The sequence below is a fragment of the Nonomuraea cavernae genome (assembly GCF_040655715.1).
Classification (GTDB): domain Bacteria; phylum Actinomycetota; class Actinomycetes; order Streptosporangiales; family Streptosporangiaceae; genus Nonomuraea; species Nonomuraea cavernae_A.
On record NZ_JBFAKL010000049.1, the window covers coordinates 1 to 15,837 of the forward strand.

The window sequence follows — 15,837 nt, forward strand, 5'->3', positions numbered from 1 at the left end:
ACGCTAAACGCCTGTGGAGGCGACGTAAGACCTCGAACAATCGAGGCGGATGCCGATGAATCAGGCAAGAGGATCACTGAGATCCTCCGAACGGTTCGACCGATCGATCCAGCGGATGGCGAACTTCCCCGCTATTTGCCACTTCGAGTAGTAAACTGGCCGGGTGAGTGTGCCTGAACGGGAGTTCGCGCCGGGAGACGGTCCGGCGGCCAAGGTCAGTGTTTCCTTGCGCGCGGGGAATATCCGGGCGGTCAGGGAGCGCGTCGGAGCGCGTGGGTTCTCCGCCTATGTCGATGCTGCGGTTGAACGTCAGATCGAGCGGGATCTCCTGGAGGAGGCGCTTCAGGCGAATGAGGCTACCTCCGGGCCGATTCCCCAGGCATTGCGGGATGAGGCGGCGGAGTTGTTTCGGAGCGTGAAGTCCGCACCCGAGTTCCAGGAAGAGGGCGGATGGCGCGCGCACGAAGCAAGCTGAGTGCGGGCACCGTGATCCTCGACTGTGAGGGTCTCGTCAAGTGGTGCGAGGCTGATCAGAGAGTGACCGCGATCCTGCGGGGAGCCCAGGACAACGACTTCCGGGTCGTCGTCAGCGCGATGACGCCGATCGAGGCTCAGGACATCCGGGTGAAGAGTGATCGTCTCAAATGGCATCTGTCCCGGCTGAAGGTCGAGCCGGTGACCGAGGACATCTGTGTGCGGGCGATCGAGCTTCTCCGCGATGCCCGGCTACATGGTCACAAGTACGCCATCGATGCCGTGGTCGCTGCTACCGCCCTGCGTGCGGTCAGACCAGTGATCGTTCTCACCTCTGACAAGGACGACATGGACCGGCTCTGCGGGAAAACCGTCAAGGTTGTCGGAGTCTGAGGCCTACGGGTCACGTGGCAATGAACATCGGGCGGGACCGGTGTGGCCTGCCCCGTTGGTCTGACGTCCGGCGAGGCGTAGACCCGCGGGAAGCCAGAATCGAGCTTTTGATCGCCTGGCCTGCCGGTGTCGATCAAGGGCACACTCTGGCCCGGGGCGTGGACACGGTCCTCCTGGCGCGCTGAGGGCGGCGACTACTGCCGCGAGCCACGATCAGCCGGCCACCCGCTGGAGCTGAGTTCAGTCGCTCGCCCCGGCGGATGGCGTGGCGGCTGCCGGCGGAGTACGGCAGGCGCTCCCGCCCGGCGAGGGTCAGCTACCGGGCGGCGGGTATGCCCCGGGGTTCGTCCTGGGGTCGGGCATCTTGCTCCAGGACGGGTCGTCGACGATCTTGCAAGGCTTGACCGGACCGGTGACGAGGTAGCCGCTGAACTGCGACAGGGCTCTGGGCTTCTCCGGGCCCGAGGTCTGGTCCTCGTTCTCGGTGAACTCCATGACGGCTGTCTGCCCCGGATTGATGTGCTGCGGACTGATCCGCACCTCGGCACCGCCTATCCTGAACGCCTTGCCGTTCGGCGAGTTGTGGATGGCTTCCCTGATCCTCTTCTGGACCTCGGGATCCTTGCTGTTGAGCTCCTCCTTGGAGAACGAGGGGCCGGCGTCGGTGTGGCCGCGGTCGGGGGCACATCGGGTGCCGGGCTTGACGTAGGAGACGTCGGCGGTCAGGCCGAGTTCCGTCAGGTCCTTCTCCACCTGGGATGGGTCCCTGAACTCGTTGATCTTCAGGGTGATCGTGCCGTCGGTGTTTTCGGTGACCGCGTAGGCCGGGGTTCCCGCCCCGTTCAGGAACGGCACCGCGACGGCCGCCGCCGCCGCGATCCCGGCCACCGCGGCTCCGGCGAACAGGCGCCGCCTGACGAGCAGGCGTCGAGCCTTGTTCCGGGCGACGATCTCGGCCTTGAGTTCCATCAGCACGTGCTCCTTGAAATTCATCGCATTCCTTCCATGACGAAGGGAGCTATCCCCGGCACCTTCCTGAGCGTGCGGCGGGCGCGGTGCAGCCTGGCCCTGGCGGCCCCCTGCCGGATGCCCAGAGCGGTGGCCGCCTCGCTGATCGTGAGCTGGTCGATGACGACCAGTTCGAGCATCGCGCGATCACCGTCTGGCAGTCCGGCCATGGCCTGGAGGGCCCGCCTGGCCACGCTCTCCGCGTCGATCCGCTCTTCGAGCTGGGCGACGTCGTCGGAGTCGAGCGGCCTTCGTCCGCCTAAGCGATCGGCCAGTTTCGTCTCCTTGAACGCCCGCCGCCGCTCGGCCGAGAGGGTGTTGCGAGCCACGCCGTACAACCACGCGATCTCGCTACCGAGCCCGGGCCGGTAGGTATGGGCGGAGTCGAGCACCGCGACGAAAACCTCCGCCACCAGGTCGGCGACCGTGTTCGGATCATCGACCCTGCGGGCGAGGAACCACGTGATCGCATCGACGTGGCGCCGGTAGAAGGCTTCGAAAGCCTCCACGTCCGTAGCGATGTCCGCCTGTCTGCGACGCACCGGCCGTGCTCCCTTCGTCGATTACACCCCTTCTTGGTCAGCGGCCGGGAAAACGTTATGAGAGTGAACAGGTGGGGCCAAAAGTTTCCGCTGAGAGGCGGTCGCGCGGGCTGACCGCAAAAATCGAGTCGCAGGCCGGTCAGCTGGGAATCAGGCCACGATCGGCATGCGGGGCAGTGGTTCCCAAGGAGCGCTCGATCACGTCGATGGTGATCGCCACGGCGTCCGCTGACCTCGTACGCGACACTTTCTTGCGCAGTTTCGGGGCGGGATTGACGCTTGTGGATCTCACCGCGTCAGATCTGGGTCGCATGGGCGCCTTGGTCGAGATGTATGCGAGCCCCTCTGGGCGCAGTGGACGCGTCCGTGATCGCGGTCGCCGAACGGGCGGCCGGGGGAGTGCTCGTCGCGTACGAACCTTCGGTCTCAGGGTTGTTTCGGGGACTTCTTCGTTTCTCATGTCGCCGTCTTGTCGAGAAAACCGACGACGCGGGTGTTGAGGTCGGGGGCCTGGTGCCATGGCATCGCGTGGTGGGAGACGTCCGGCAGCACCGCGGTCTCCGCGTGCGGCAGGAGGCGTGTGACGGCGGACGCGATGCGGTGAGGGGGATGGGCCCTGCCACGCCCGGCGAGGAGCACAAGGGTGGGCGTCGTAAGTGTGCGCAGTAGTGCGGGCTCGGGCTGCTTCCCGGTCACGATTTTCACGTCAGGGAACTCCGCGGCCAGGCCGTACAGCCGCAGCCAGGCGGGGTCGGGTTCCGCGCCGTCGGTCTCCCACGCCAGGAAAGCTCGCGCACGCGAGGCCGTCGGCCGGATGAGGGACGGCAGCGCGCGTGCCAGGTATCCCACCCGGAATCCTCCGAAACACTGCGTCGGATCGAGGAGAACGAGCCGCCGGACCCGCTGGGGCGCGTGGAGGCCGTATGTCAGGGCGATCCACCCGCCATAGGAGTGCCCGCACACGGCGGCGCTTTCGACCCCGAGACCGTCGAGCACCCCGTCCAGCCAGCCGAGCAGGTCGGGGATGTTGCGAGGGGGCCGCTCGCCCCGGACGCTCCGTCCCGGCTCGCCGATGCGGTCCACGGCGTACACCCGGTGCCGGCGTGCGAACTCGGCGACGTTGGCGAACCACATCGCCGCGGTGGTGCCACCGCCGTGCAAGAGGACCAGTGGCGGGCCGTCCGCCGGCCCGCACGCGTTCACCCGCGTCGTTCCGTATGTCGACGGTAGGTCGATCGGCTCGACCCGGACCGGCCAACGCTCCAGGACCGCGTCATAGGCGGCGAGGAAGGTCGCGTTCGCGCCGTGGCCGTCACCGGACATGTTTCACCCCAAACAGGTAACTCGCCAAGCAAGAATCTCGCTGGGCGAGATAGTGCCATAATATGGCACTGGCAACGACGGAGGAAGGTGGCAGGCGACGTGAACGAGCAGGACGCCGGGATGCGAGTGGTGCACCTGCTGCGCGCCATCACCATGGAGCTCGACCGGGTCGGGGAGAGATTCGCCGCCCGGCACGCCCTCCACCCGACCGATGTGCGTGCGCTCATCTGCCTCCTGGATGCCGCCCGCACGGGCGCGCCCGCCACTCCGGGAGTGCTGGGGGCGCGACTCGGACTCAACTCCGCGGGCACCACGGCGGTGATCGACCGTCTGGAAAGACTCGGTCATGTGCGCCGGGAACGCGACACACGAGACCGTCGGCGTGTGCTGTTGAAAGTGGATGAGAGCGCGGTCGCGCTCGGCTGGAGCTTTTTCGGCCCGCTCATCAACGAGGTAGTCGCCGTCATGAGCCGGTTCGACGCCGCCGATCAGGCGACCGTCGAACGCTTCCTCGGCGATGTGCACGAGGCAGTCACCAGCCAGGAGTAGCGCTTACGACACCCCTTTCGGAGCACGGTGACTCGCTGCGGAGCTACGACCGTCAGAAAGGGCAGATTCGGTTCGGTGGCGAAGTCGTCCGGCGGGACAGGCATAGCGGGATGGGGCTTCCCGCGTCTGAGGGGTGTCATTCACACGTTTGGAGGTGGTCGTGGACGCTGCGGACGAGCAGGACTTCCGCGAGTTCGTCTCTGCGCGCTCCGCGGCCCTGATGCGGCTTGGCTTTCTGCTCACTGGCGGTGACCAGCACGCGGCCGAGGATCTGGTGCAGGCCGCGCTGGCGAAGCTGGCGGCCAAGTGGCATCGGGTCAATGCCCCCGAGGCGTACGTCAGGCAGATCATGTACCGGCAGCAGGTGAGCTGGTGGCGCACGATCGGGCGGCGCGGCGAGGTCGTTCAGGCGGTGCCGCCCGATCGGCCGGGAAAGGACCACACGCATCAGAGTGAGCTGCACATGGTGCTGCGCGGCGCCCTGGCCAGGCTCACACCGAGGCAGCGCGCCGTGCTGGTGCTGCGCTACCTCGAGGACCTGCCGGAGGACCGGGTCGCCGAGGCGCTCGGCTGCTCGATCGGCACGGTGAGGAGCACCACGCACCGATCACTGGCAAGGCTCCGTCAGATCGCCCCCGAGCTGGCCACGGAACTGGAGGCCGCCACATGACCCGACTGCTTCGCGACACCATGGAGGAGTGGGCCGGCCTGGTGCGGGTGCCGCATGATCTGGCCGACCGGGCGCTACGGCGGCGCGCCTGGCTGCCCGCCGCGGCGACTGTCCTGGCCGCAGGGCTGGCCGTCGTCGTCGCCGCCGTGCTCACCGTCGGGCTGCGTGACCAGAACATGACCGCAGGCCCGGCGGCCGGAGTGAGCGTGCCCGTCCGGCCGGAGGTGACCTCTGTGGACGTGCGGGCCGATGTCGAGAACGCGCCGCCGAAGAAGTTCGTGGCGGCGGGCGACGTGGCCGTCTCCGCCTACTTCACCACCTGGCTGGAGAAGCTGCCCGACAATGCGGAGCGCTTCCGCCGTACCTGGCACCTGTACGACCCCCGCTCCGACGGCTATGAGAAGACGGCGTGGGCCTGGCTGGACGTGGCGCCGGGGCTTCAGCTCGCCGCGGTGCTCCAGGGAGACAAGATCGGCAGGCAGGTGGGCATCCTCGACATGAACACGCGGCAGGTCCTGACCTGGATCGACCTGGAGCACGATGTCGGCTCGCTCGTCTGGTCACCCGACGGCACCAAGGTCCTGGCCACCGCGTACTCCCGCTATCCGGAGCGGAGCCGGAAGCGGATGGGCAAGGACTCCTTCTCCGTCGAGAACCTGACCAGCCCTCGGATCGGCTACTACATCATCGACGTGGCCACCGGCGAGGTCGCCTATCATCCGCTGCCACCCCTGGGCGCCGATGAGCAGCCCGGAAACATGAACGCCCGCCAGGACCTCGGCTGGAGCCTGGACGGGTCCATGCTCTGGGAGCCCACCGACACCATGCCCGACAGATTGTGGCTGAGCCTCGACGGCAAACGGCAGGACGGCCCGGCCGGCGACCAGTACATCGACTACTCGGCCTGGTCGAAGATCTCGCCCGACGGCAAGCGGGTGCTCGGCCCCGGCCTGCCACCGTCGAGACCGGGCAAGAAGCTGGTGCTGCGGAGGCTGGCCTGGGCCGACAACGACAACGTGCTGGCGCTGGGCTGCGCGGGCACGTGCGGGAGCGAGTTCGACAACGGTCTCGTGCTGGTCAGCGCGGATGGCGAGCGGATGACCCAGCTCACGGCCAGCCGCGACCGTGGCGGTGACGAGTACTGGGAATGGGTGCTCACCCGGCGGAACTGAGCGCGCTGTGGCCGGCCCCGTTCGCCGAACACCTCGCCCGCCGCCGCGGCCGATGCGTACGCCACCTTCGGATGTCGCCTGTCGGCTTCAACGGCTGTTTTCCGCCTCCTGCGGCATTTGTGTGTGGCCAGTTTCGAGCAGGGTCTGGCTCAGGGTCCGGGCCAGCCAGTCCTCGCAGTCCCGTACGTTCCATCCGCAGACCTCGACCAGTCGCTCAAGCAGTTCGATCGAGGTCAGGGCATAGATGTGGTCGGCGGCCCGCTCGACGCTCAGATCGGCGCGCAGCGCGCCCACGGCCGCCAGATGTTCGGCGGGACCACGGCTGCCCTTCAGCCGCTGGTGTTCGGTGTCGGCCAGGAGGTCGGCGAGACCGGCATCAGCGGCCGCGGCTGCGCGCAGCACGCGGTGCACCGGAGCGACCCGATCGTAGATCGCCAGTGCCATCCGCGCGAACACGGCCAGCTTCCGCTCGGGGTCGGGCTCGGCGATGATCGCTTGCACCTGCGGCCGGCCGCTCTGCGGGATGGCCTTGGCGTCGCCGGCCAAGGTCACGTCCCAGACGAGCTTGGCCAGCCCTGGCTTGCCGCCGGGGAGGGCGGTGTAGAGGGTCTGTACGACGACGCCTGCCGCTTTCGCGACCTCGGCCATCGTCGTGGCGGCGTAGCCGCGTTCCAGCATGAGCACTCGTGCCGCCTCCGCGATGCGCAGCCGGGTCGCCTCCGCGTTCTCCCGTCGCACGTCACTGACGTAGCGGCGCTTGGGTTTCATGAAGGGTCCTCCCGCCATGTATTGACTTTAATTGATTCAAATGAAATTTTGTGCACCTGGTCAATCGCTCGGGTTCGGCGGAGGCGGGTAGGTATGCGCATCGTGCTGCTGGAGGTCGCCCGTACGGGTGCGACGTTACTGCTCGGCCTGTTCGCCGGGGGGCTCGTGTTCACCGTGCTGGCTCCATCGCTACGTTCCCTGCCCGGATCCGCGTACGTGCGCTACTGGCAGGCGCTCAACACCGACTACCGCCGCGCCATGCCGGTGCTCCTGCTCACCTGCCTCGTCCTGCTCCTGGCGACCTGTGTCATGTCCTACTCGCGCGGCCAACTCGTCTTCTGGCTCGCGGTCACCGCCGCGCTGCTCCTGGTGGCCACGATCGTGCTCACCTTGACCGCGTTGGATCCGCTCAACCAGTTGGCCGACTCCTGGGACGCCGACCAGCCGCCGGCCGGCTGGGCGGACGTCCGCCTGCGCTGGTGGACGCTGCATCTGGTCCGTACGGCGATGGCGACCGTGGCCTTCGTCGCGCTCCTGATCGCCCAGGTGGCCGACAGGGCAGGAGGCTAGGCGAGGCGCGCTCTCCGATGCCGCCGGCGTCGAATGCGGGAGCTCATCACCGGTCGGCGGGTAACTGCTCGAACCAAGACCGACCCTGAGCGGTACGCCCAGGCTCGCCAGGCCGCAAGCGGCGAATCCGGGCGGGCCGGACCCCATCAACCGTTCGGTGGATGTCGAAGGAGTCGCCTGCCGATGATCCTCTGAACATGACAGCCATCGAGATGGACGGCCTCCGGAAAAGCTACAAAGGCGGCAACGCGGTAGACGGCGTCTCCCTGAGGGTGGAGCGAGGGGAGATCTTCGGGATCGCCGGACCCAACGGAGCAGGGAAGACCACGATCGTGGAGTGCGCGTCGGGGTTGCGGCGGCGAGACGGCGGCACCCTGCGCGTGCTGGGTCTGGACCCGCAGAGCGACCGGCGCGAGCTGCTGCAGCGCATCGGCGTCCAACTGCAGGAGGCGGCCCTGCCTGACGCGATCAAGGTCGGTGAGGCGTTACGGATGTATGCCTCCCTCTACGCCAAGCCCGCCGACTGGCGAGAAGTCATGGACGAGTGGGGGCTGACGGACAAGAGACGCGCCGGCTTCGCGAGCCTGTCCGGCGGCTGGAAGCAGCGGTTGTTCATCGCGCTGGCCCTGGTCGGCAACCCGGACCTCGTCTTCCTCGACGAGCTCACCACGGGCCTGGACCCCTCTGCCCGCCGTACGACCTGGGGCTTGATCCGTGAGATGCGCGAGCGCGGGGTCACCGTCGTGCTGGTCACCCATTTCATGGACGAGGCCGAGGCACTGTGCGACCGCATCGCGATCATCGACCGGGGCCGAGTCATCGCCGAGGGCAGCCCGCGTGAGCTGATCACGCGGGGGCGATCCGATTCGCTGGAGGACGCGTACCTCGCGCTGACCGGAAGGGGAACGGCATGAACGGCATGAACGGCATCACGAACGTCATCGCCGTCGAGCTGAAGCTGATCATGCGTGATCCGATGTCGGCGTTCTTCGCTCTGGCCTTCCCGTTGATCATGCTGTGGGTCAAGTTGCGCACCGGCAAACCCCTGCCGGGCGGGTTGCCGGCCGTCGACGCCACCGTGCCGATGCTGAGCGTCTTCGTCATCGGTCTCGCCGCGCTGGTCATCCTCCCCGCCACACTCGCCGGGTACAGAGAACGCCGGGTGCTGAAGCGGCTGCGCGCCACCCCTGCCTCACCCACCCTGCTGTTCGGCGCCCAGTGGGTGGCTCACATGCTGCTGGCCGCGCTCGGGACGATGCTGTTGATCGTCGTCGGACTGATCGGTTACGGGCTCACGGCGCCGGCGAACGTGGGGGGAGTTCTCCTGGCGTGGACACTCGGCGCGCTGAGCCTCAGCTCCATCGGCCTCCTCGTCGGCGGGCTCGTTCCCAGTGGTCGGGCCGCGACGGTGATCGGGCTGGGTCTCTTCTTTCCGATGGGCTTCCTCTCCGGCGCCGTCATCCCCCGCGAGACCATGTCCGAGTCGATGCGGGCCATCGGCGACCTGACCCCCATGGCCCCCGCGGTCCGGGCGATCCGCGACGGCTGGGCCGGCGATGCGATGTCCCCGGTTACCCTGGGCCTGATGGTCGCGATCTTCGTCGTCGCCGGCGGCGTCGCCCTCAGGGCGTTTCGGTGGTAGCCACCGACGACCCTGCCGCCTCGCGCTGGGATCGTGTCTGGCCCGTCCTGCCGTACCTCTTCATCCTGCTTCCGGCGGTCTTCGCGTTGCTGCGGGACTGGAGGCCGGAGGTGCCGGCCCTGGCGTTGGCCGCCGGCGTCTGGCACTGGTTCATGGTCACCTCACGTCCCGGCCGGACCGAGAGACCGGTGATGGTGATCGCTTACTTCATCGTGATGCTCGCCGTCATCGGGACGCTGATCAGAATCGACACGCTGTTCACGGTGACGGCCGTGGCGATGTTCATCCAGTCCTTCACCTTGATCACCGGTTGGTGGGCGTACGCGGGGGTGGTCGCGACGGCCGGTGTGCTGGTCGTCGCCCGCCCTGAACAAGGGCGGACCCCGAGCCAGATGCTCTTTTCCTTCCTCGTCGCGCTGCTGGTCGCCTCTGCGATCGGCCTGGTCGGCCAGGCCATCCGTGATCAGAACGAGAACCGCAAGGTGATGATCACGCAGCTGCGGGAGGCCGGCGCCAAGCTGGTCGCGCTCGCGGAGGAGAACGCGAATCTGCAGGCTCAGCTACTGACCAGCGCTCGTGAGGCCGGCGTGCTCGAGGAGCGGCAGCGGATGGCCAGGGAGATCCACGACACCGTCGCGCAGGGCCTGACCGGCATCCTCACCCAGCTCGAAGCCGCCGACGACGCGATCGATGACACCCCAGCCGTCCGCTCGCGACTGAGCACGGTGCGCACCCTGGCCAGGGAGAGCCTGAACGAAGCCCGGCGATCGGTTCAGGCGCTGCGTCCGGCGCCGCTGGACGAGGCCCAGCTCGCCACCGCCCTTCACGGCATCGCCGCGAGATGGTCGCGGACTTCCGGCGTACCCGCCTCCGTGTCGGTCACCGGCGACCCCCGGCCGCTGCACGGGGAGGTGGAGATCACCTTGCTGCGGGTGGCGCAGGAGGCGCTGACCAACGTCGGCAAGCACGCCTCGGCCACCCGGGTCGGCCTCACCCTGTCGTACATGGAGGATGTCGTGGCGCTGGACGTCCGTGACGACGGGACGGGCTTCACTCTTGGGGCGGCGAACCCGTCGAACGTGGGTGGCTTCGGGCTCGTCGCGATGCGTCAGCGGGTGATCCGCCTGGCCGGCGACTTCGAGATCGAGACCGCCCCTGGCCAGGGAACGGGAATCTCCGCCACCATTCCAGCCATCCCGGCCGACTCGGATTCGGGATCGTCCGACCACTCCTGAAACGTGTGGTGAGATATGCCGATTCGTATGATCATCGTGGATGACCATCCAGTCGTCCGTGACGGGCTGCGTGGGATCTTCGCCGATGACGACGCCTTCGAGGTGGTCGGCGAGGCGGCTGACGGGCCGGAGGCACTCGTGGTGGCCCTGCGGACCAATCCCGATGTCGTGCTCATGGACCTGCGGATGCCGAAGATGAGCGGGGCGGAGGTCATCCGCCGGCTCCGCGAACAGACGCCGGGCATCCATGTGCTGGTCCTGACCACGTTCGACGACGACGCCGACGTCCTGCCCGCGATCGAGCAGGGCGCCACCGGCTATCTGCTCAAGGACACCCCGCGCGCCGACCTGCGTCGCGCCGTGCGGGCGGCGGCTCGCGGTGAGACGGTGCTGTCCCCCTCCGTGGCCGGCGCGCTGACGCACCGGGCGCGCACGCCCGAACAGCGCACGCCCGAACAGCGCGCGCCCGGACAGCGGACACTGAGCCGCCGCGAACTCGAGGTGCTCGGGCTCATCGCCCGTGGCGCGACCAATCGTGAGGTCGCCGCGAAACTGTTCATCACCGAGGCGACGGTGAAGACGCATCTGCTGCACCTCTTCGCCAAACTCGAGGTGAACGATCGGGCGGCCGCGGTCGCGGCGGCGTATGAGACCGGCCTGCTCAAACCGAGCGCCGATGTTCGCCTGGCGGACAACGGTTGAACGACTGTCGCGGTCTTCGCGGCGCCGGTGTCGGCCTGGATGGCCTCTCGGCCCGACGGCACGGTGACCGCTCGCGATCTCACTCGCCGCCGGGGTTCGCGAGCCCCGGAGCATCACTCCGTGACGAGACCGGCCTCATGGGCGAGGATGGCCGCCTGTACCCGGTTCCTGAGGTCGAGGCGGGTGAGAATCGCGCTGACGTGGCCCTTGATCGTGCCCTCGACCAGGCCCAGCCGGTTGGCGATCTGGGTGTTGGACAGCCCGGCGCCGAGCAGGGTCAGAACATCACGTTCCCGGTCGGTCAGTGCCTGCACCTTGGCGCGGGCCGCCGTGGCGCGGCTGAGCCCGCTAGACCGGAGTTCGCTGATCACCCGCGCTGCCATCTTCGGGGCGAGGTAGGCGCCGCCCCCGGCGACCGCATGAACGCCCGCGATCAATTCACGTGGATTGCCGGACTTGAGGAGGAAGCCGCGAATGCCGTCGTCGAGTGCCCGAGCCAGGTAGGCATCGTCACCGAAGGTGGTGAGGATGGCCACGGCGATCGTCGGCGCCGCGCGGATGATCTCGGCGCCGGCGGCCAGGCCGTCGAGGCGGGGCATGCGGATGTCGAGCAGGGCGACGTCGGGCCGGTACGCGAGCGCGAGTTCGATGGCCTCCCGCCCGTCGCCGGCTTCGGCGATCACCTCGATATCCGGGTCAGTGGTGAGAATGGCACGCACCCCGGCCCGGATCATCACGTCGTCGTCGGCCAGCAGGACCTGGATCACGACGCCCCCATGTGCGGGAGCGTGGCCACGATCTCGTACTCGTGGTCACGTGGCCCGGCGCGAAGAGTTCCGCCGGCGAGCCGCACCTGCTCGCGTAGTCCTGCCAGGCCGGTGCGTCCTCCGGTGCCCCGCCGCGCGTTCGATGGCAGACCGTTGGTGATGGTGACCACCGTGGTGTCGTCCTCGGTCGCCAGTCGCACGCGCACGGCAGCCCCCGCCGCGTGTTTCGCGGCGTTGGTCAGCGCCTCCTGGACGACGCGGTGGGCTGCCCGGCCGATCACCGGCGGGAGGCGCCGTACGCCGTGCCACTCCAGCGAGGCCGCCAAGCCGGACTGCACGGCCCGGTCGACGAGGTCGTCGATGCGATCCTCCGCGACCGGGTGCAGGGGCGCGGGCTCGCCGTCGCGCATCAAGGTGAGGATCTCGGCCAGCCGTTCGGTCGCCAGCCCGGCGCCGGCTCGTAGCTGCGCGGCCGTCGCCCGATGGCGCTCGTCGAGCTCGGGAGCCATCTCGAGTGCTCCGGCACGCAGCGCCAGCAGGCTCAGCTCGTGCCCGAGCGTGTCGTGCATGTCGCGGGCGATGCGGTTCCGCTCCTGCAGGCGGGCGCGCTCGGTGGCCATCGCGGCCGCCTCGGTCTGCTGACGGATGGACCGGCCCAGCACCCACGGCAGGACCACCGTCAGGACGAGCAGCAACCCGACGCTCCACACGTCACCCGTGATCAGGCCGAGCGGGACGTGCAGCGTCGCCCCCACCGCGAACACCCCCAGTGCGGGAGCCGATCGGGACATCCGGCGGCCGGCCAGGAGACTGATCACGAAGATCGCTCCACCGACCGCGGCGCTCCACACAGGTACGGCGTCGCGCATGCCCAGCGCCGTCGCGATGCTCGTGGTCGCGCACACCCCCAGCGAGATCACCGGATAGGTCCCGAGCAGTGCCACGGCCGCGATCGGCGCCAGCAGGGCACCCGCCCACGCCCAGGGCGGCAACTCGGCATAGGACAGTGCGATGACGATCAGCAGTGCCGCCAGCACGGTCAGTGCCCACGGCGGGGCGGGTGATCTCGCCGACCAGCCGCGAGCGTGATCCATCACGGCACCGACACTATCTTGAGGCGATTTGAGCGGAAACGTCCCATCTGACCGGGCTGTCGGCCGACCGGCGCAGGTGGGTCAGAGCGACAACGCGGGTGATCAGCACGCTGATGTTCATCATTGCCGCGACCGCGGCCCAGGTGACCAGCGCCACCGAGTAGTAGCAGAGCTGGATGAAGGTGAGATCCCGCCCGCCGCCGACGAGCCCGCCGAGCAGGTCCGGAAGGATTGTCAGGAGGGTGAAAGGGATGAGCCGGGGCAGCAGCCGCGGGACGAGCCGCCAGGAGGGCCGGTCGGCGAGTCGTTCTGCCCACGCCCGCGTGCGGCGCAGGTTACGGACCCCGAGGAACACGCTCAGCAGGGTGAGGCCGGCCAGCGTCAGGTCGACGATCAGCCGCAGCGGGACGCCGGGCGACGGCTCGCCGCCGGTCACGAGGGTGGCCAGCTCGTCCGCCAGTGAGCCGATGCCCTCGTTGATCAGGCCGATGCCGCTGTTGCCGATGACCGCGATGCCGTAGCCGCCGGGGAGCAGAAGCTGTTCGGCGGTGTAGGTGAACCAGACGCCGCTGTGGCGCACCCGTCCCTTCTGGTCGGTGTTCCAGCCCATTCCGTACGTCCACCGCCGGTCCGAGGAGGTGTGCATGGCCGCGATGCTCGACGCCGACACCGGCTGCGTGCCGTTCGCGGCCCGGCCCGCGTTGCTGTGCACGATCAGCCACTTCGCCAGGTCCTCGGCGGTGGTGACCACGCCGTCGGAGCCGTTGACGAACCGCTTCGGCTCGGTGACGGGAATCGGCACTCCGTACGCGTACATGTATCCCTTGCGCACGTCACGCGGCAGGTCGCGGGGGGTCTGGTCGATCGTGGCGGTCGCCCGCATGCCGATCGGCTCGAACACGTGACGCCGCAGATAGTCCGCGAACGGCTCGCCCGCGACGGCCTCCACGAGCCGGGCGGCGAGATGATAGTTCGTGTTGGTGTAGGAGTACTTCGTGCCGGGATCGACGGCCAGCGTAGCGTCGTGGGCTCGCGTCACGGCGCCCGCCAGCGAGTCCGGCTGCGGCAGGCTCTTCTCCGGGAGCGTGTTGTCGGTGATGCCGGAGGTCTGGTTCAGCAGGTCGCGTACCGTGATCTGCCCGCCCCGGGAGTCGCTGATCCGGAAATCGGGCAGGTAGTCGCGCACCGGCGCGTTCAGCGTCACCTTCCGCGCCTCGACCAACTGCATCACAGCGAGTGCGGTGAACGACTTGCTGATTGACGCCGCCGGCACCGGCGTCGTCGCGGTCACCGCGGCACCGGACGAATCCTTGCCGTATCCACCCGTGTACAGCACCTGGTCACCCTTGCTGATCGCCACGGCGATGCCCGGATAGCCCGCGTTGCGGGCGAAGTCGGACACCACCCGCTGGATCGCCGCCTCGTCCGGTTCTCCCTTCGCGGATGCCGGGCCCGGCACCGCCAGAATCACCAGACCGGCGACCACCGCGGTCGCCGCACGCCCCACACTCCGCCACCGGTTCTTGCTCCGCCACACAATGCGCTCCGATCGTCTCGTTGACGTCGGCAACGTTAGATATCGCGAAACCCCAGGACAGGACCCGAACGACAGTGACCACCCCTGACTTTCGTCAGGCCCTGAACCAAGAGCACCGTCGGGATCCCCTTCTGCCGGCCGGCCGTCAGCACCTGTCCAACGGTGTTCGGCCGTCAGATCGTGATGACGACCTTTCCCGGGGCGTGCCCTTCTTCCTGGTACCTGATGGCCGCCGGTATGTCCTCGAAGGGGTAGGTCCGGTCGATGACCGGAGTGATCTTTCCGGTCTCGATGAGCTCGGTCAGCGTCAGCAGGTTGCGCTTGTTCTCCGTGCACTGGACGACGTCCGCCCGGGCTATCCGCTGGGACACGAACGGCGACGCCGCGAACGTCGAGATCATGCGGCCGACGGGCTGCAGCCAGCGGCCGGCCTGTCCGCCGACGACGACGTGGGTCCCCTCGGGGGTCAGCGCCCGACGGCAGGCCGCTCCGGGGTGGTTGCCCGCGTTGTCCAGCAGGAGATCGTAGCGCCGGCCGTTCCGGGTGAAGTCCTCTCGGGTGTAGTCGATGACCTCGTGCGCGCCGATCGATCGGACCAGGTCCAGGTTCCGCGTGCTGCAGACGCCGGTGACCTGCGCGCCGAAGGCCCGGGCGAGTTGCACGGCGAACGTGCCCACGCCACCTGAGGCGCCGTTGACGAGGACCTTCTGTCCTGGCTGGACTCGTCCCTGGTCGCGCAGGGCCAGCAGGGCGGTGTTGGCCGCCATGGGCACGGCCGCCGCCTGCTCGTACGTCAGGTTCTTCGGCTTCGGCGCCAGCTCGCTTTCCCGTACGCAGACGTACTGGCTGAAACCGCCCTGTTTGGGCATGGCGAACACCTCGTCGCCGGGACGGAACTCCGTCACGTTCCTGCCGACCGCCTCGACCTGCCCGGCCACGTCGGCGCCCAGGATGTCGATCTTCGACCGGCGCAGCCCGAGGCCGCCCATCAGACGCGCGATGTACGGTTCTCCCCTCATGAAGTGCCAGTCGTACGGCTGGACGGAGGTGGCGCGCACCTGGACCAGCACCTCGTCGTCGGCGGGCACGGGGGTGTCGACGTCGGTGAGTTCGAGGACATCGGGTGAGCCGTACGAGCGTAGGACGAACGCCTTCATCGCATTCTCCTCATTCACTGCGGGGAAGTTCAGCGTAGAAGCCGGGCACCAGGGGGTTCATCAGCCGAAAGTACGCCCGATTGGCCGACGATCGGCCAGGTCACGGCTACCGGAAATCGTCGGCAGTGCTCCGGCCTTGAGGACTCCGTTGCCCAATTCGGTGTGATTTCTCGGAGGCTGATAATGCCCTGCGTCGGGATGGTCTGACGTGCGGTTCCTGGCCTTGGTGCGGTG

General features: G+C 68.4%; 18 protein-coding genes. 10 read left to right on the top strand and 8 right to left on the bottom strand.

The features are described from left to right. The first annotated feature begins 163 nt into the window (after positions 1-163). Both AB0I38_RS39490 and AB0I38_RS39495 read left to right on the top strand, forming a co-directional pair. Positions 164-475: a hypothetical protein gene (locus AB0I38_RS39490; protein WP_358495490.1), complete on the top strand. Its 312-nt coding sequence runs from the start codon at positions 164-166 to the stop codon at positions 473-475. Continuing rightward, positions 451-867, top strand: coding sequence for a PIN domain-containing protein (locus tag AB0I38_RS39495; RefSeq protein ID WP_358495494.1), 417 nt, complete (start codon positions 451-453; stop codon positions 865-867). The genes AB0I38_RS39490 and AB0I38_RS39495 overlap by 25 nt, the downstream gene beginning before the upstream one ends. Before the next feature lie 312 nt (positions 868-1,179). Here the strand turns inward: AB0I38_RS39495 and AB0I38_RS39500 are convergent, their stop codons facing one another. The 3 genes from AB0I38_RS39500 to AB0I38_RS39510 all read right to left on the bottom strand — a co-directional run bounded on the left by AB0I38_RS39500 (position 1,180) and on the right by AB0I38_RS39510 (position 3,740). Then, complete coding sequence (locus AB0I38_RS39500) at positions 1,180-1,860, bottom strand: hypothetical protein (RefSeq protein WP_358495500.1); 681 nt, start codon at positions 1,858-1,860, stop codon at positions 1,180-1,182. Then, complete coding sequence (locus AB0I38_RS39505; RefSeq protein WP_358495505.1) at positions 1,857-2,417, bottom strand: RNA polymerase sigma factor; 561 nt, start codon at positions 2,415-2,417, stop codon at positions 1,857-1,859. The genes AB0I38_RS39500 and AB0I38_RS39505 overlap by 4 nt, the downstream gene beginning before the upstream one ends. 456 nt (positions 2,418-2,873) lie before the next feature. After that, the gene (locus AB0I38_RS39510; RefSeq protein WP_358495512.1) at positions 2,874-3,740 is read right to left on the bottom strand and encodes an alpha/beta fold hydrolase; all 867 of its coding nucleotides are present in this window, start codon (positions 3,738-3,740) and stop codon (positions 2,874-2,876) included. A gap of 99 nt (positions 3,741-3,839) precedes the next feature. On the opposite strand from AB0I38_RS39510, the gene AB0I38_RS39515 reads away from it, so the two are divergent. The 3 genes from AB0I38_RS39515 to AB0I38_RS39525 all read left to right on the top strand — a co-directional run bounded on the left by AB0I38_RS39515 (position 3,840) and on the right by AB0I38_RS39525 (position 6,131). Then, positions 3,840-4,289 (top strand): MarR family winged helix-turn-helix transcriptional regulator, encoded by a 450-nt coding sequence (locus AB0I38_RS39515; protein WP_358495516.1) that lies wholly within the window; start codon positions 3,840-3,842, stop codon positions 4,287-4,289. A gap of 160 nt (positions 4,290-4,449) precedes the next feature. Further along, positions 4,450-4,959: a SigE family RNA polymerase sigma factor gene (locus AB0I38_RS39520; RefSeq protein ID WP_358495520.1), complete on the top strand. Its 510-nt coding sequence runs from the start codon at positions 4,450-4,452 to the stop codon at positions 4,957-4,959. Further along, positions 4,956-6,131, top strand: coding sequence for a hypothetical protein (locus AB0I38_RS39525; protein ID WP_358495523.1), 1,176 nt, complete (start codon positions 4,956-4,958; stop codon positions 6,129-6,131). The genes AB0I38_RS39520 and AB0I38_RS39525 overlap by 4 nt, the downstream gene beginning before the upstream one ends. 87 nt (positions 6,132-6,218) lie before the next feature. On the opposite strand, the gene AB0I38_RS39530 is transcribed toward AB0I38_RS39525, so the two are convergent. After that, entirely contained in the window at positions 6,219-6,899 is a 681-nt protein-coding gene (locus tag AB0I38_RS39530) for a TetR/AcrR family transcriptional regulator (RefSeq protein WP_358495529.1), read from the bottom strand. 93 nt (positions 6,900-6,992) lie between these two features. Here AB0I38_RS39530 and AB0I38_RS39535 point away from each other — a divergent pair, with 93 nt between their 5' ends. The 5 genes from AB0I38_RS39535 (at position 6,993) to AB0I38_RS39555 (ending at position 11,048) form a co-directional block, all read left to right on the top strand. After that, positions 6,993-7,469, top strand: coding sequence for a DUF1772 domain-containing protein (locus tag AB0I38_RS39535; RefSeq protein ID WP_358495535.1), 477 nt, complete (start codon positions 6,993-6,995; stop codon positions 7,467-7,469). Positions 7,470-7,666: 197 nt separating this feature from the next. Next, a complete protein-coding gene (locus tag AB0I38_RS39540; protein ID WP_358495539.1) occupies positions 7,667-8,383 on the top strand; it encodes an ABC transporter ATP-binding protein in 717 nt (238 codons plus the stop codon). Continuing rightward, positions 8,380-9,111 (top strand): ABC transporter permease, encoded by a 732-nt coding sequence (locus AB0I38_RS39545; protein WP_358495543.1) that lies wholly within the window; start codon positions 8,380-8,382, stop codon positions 9,109-9,111. Before AB0I38_RS39540 ends, AB0I38_RS39545 begins: the two co-directional genes overlap by 4 nt. Continuing rightward, positions 9,105-10,346, top strand: a complete 1,242-nt coding sequence (locus tag AB0I38_RS39550) for a sensor histidine kinase (RefSeq protein WP_358495547.1) — start codon at positions 9,105-9,107, stop codon at positions 10,344-10,346. The genes AB0I38_RS39545 and AB0I38_RS39550 overlap by 7 nt, the downstream gene beginning before the upstream one ends. A 27-nt stretch (positions 10,347-10,373) precedes the next feature. Then, complete coding sequence (locus AB0I38_RS39555; protein ID WP_358495554.1) at positions 10,374-11,048, top strand: response regulator transcription factor; 675 nt, start codon at positions 10,374-10,376, stop codon at positions 11,046-11,048. A gap of 113 nt (positions 11,049-11,161) precedes the next feature. Here AB0I38_RS39555 and AB0I38_RS39560 read toward each other — a convergent pair whose 3' ends face one another. The 4 genes from AB0I38_RS39560 to AB0I38_RS39575 all read right to left on the bottom strand — a co-directional run bounded on the left by AB0I38_RS39560 (position 11,162) and on the right by AB0I38_RS39575 (position 15,603). Beyond that, a complete protein-coding gene (locus AB0I38_RS39560) occupies positions 11,162-11,815 on the bottom strand; it encodes a response regulator transcription factor (RefSeq protein WP_358495560.1) in 654 nt (217 codons plus the stop codon). After that, positions 11,812-12,909 (bottom strand): sensor histidine kinase, encoded by a 1,098-nt coding sequence (locus AB0I38_RS39565; RefSeq protein WP_358495571.1) that lies wholly within the window; start codon positions 12,907-12,909, stop codon positions 11,812-11,814. The genes AB0I38_RS39560 and AB0I38_RS39565 overlap by 4 nt, the downstream gene beginning before the upstream one ends. A 13-nt stretch (positions 12,910-12,922) precedes the next feature. Beyond that, the gene (locus AB0I38_RS39570) at positions 12,923-14,416 is read right to left on the bottom strand and encodes a serine hydrolase domain-containing protein (RefSeq protein ID WP_358495564.1); all 1,494 of its coding nucleotides are present in this window, start codon (positions 14,414-14,416) and stop codon (positions 12,923-12,925) included. A 203-nt stretch (positions 14,417-14,619) separates the two neighbouring features. After that, a complete protein-coding gene (locus tag AB0I38_RS39575; protein WP_358495568.1) occupies positions 14,620-15,603 on the bottom strand; it encodes an NAD(P)-dependent alcohol dehydrogenase in 984 nt (327 codons plus the stop codon). Positions 15,604-15,837: the final 234 nt, after the last annotated feature.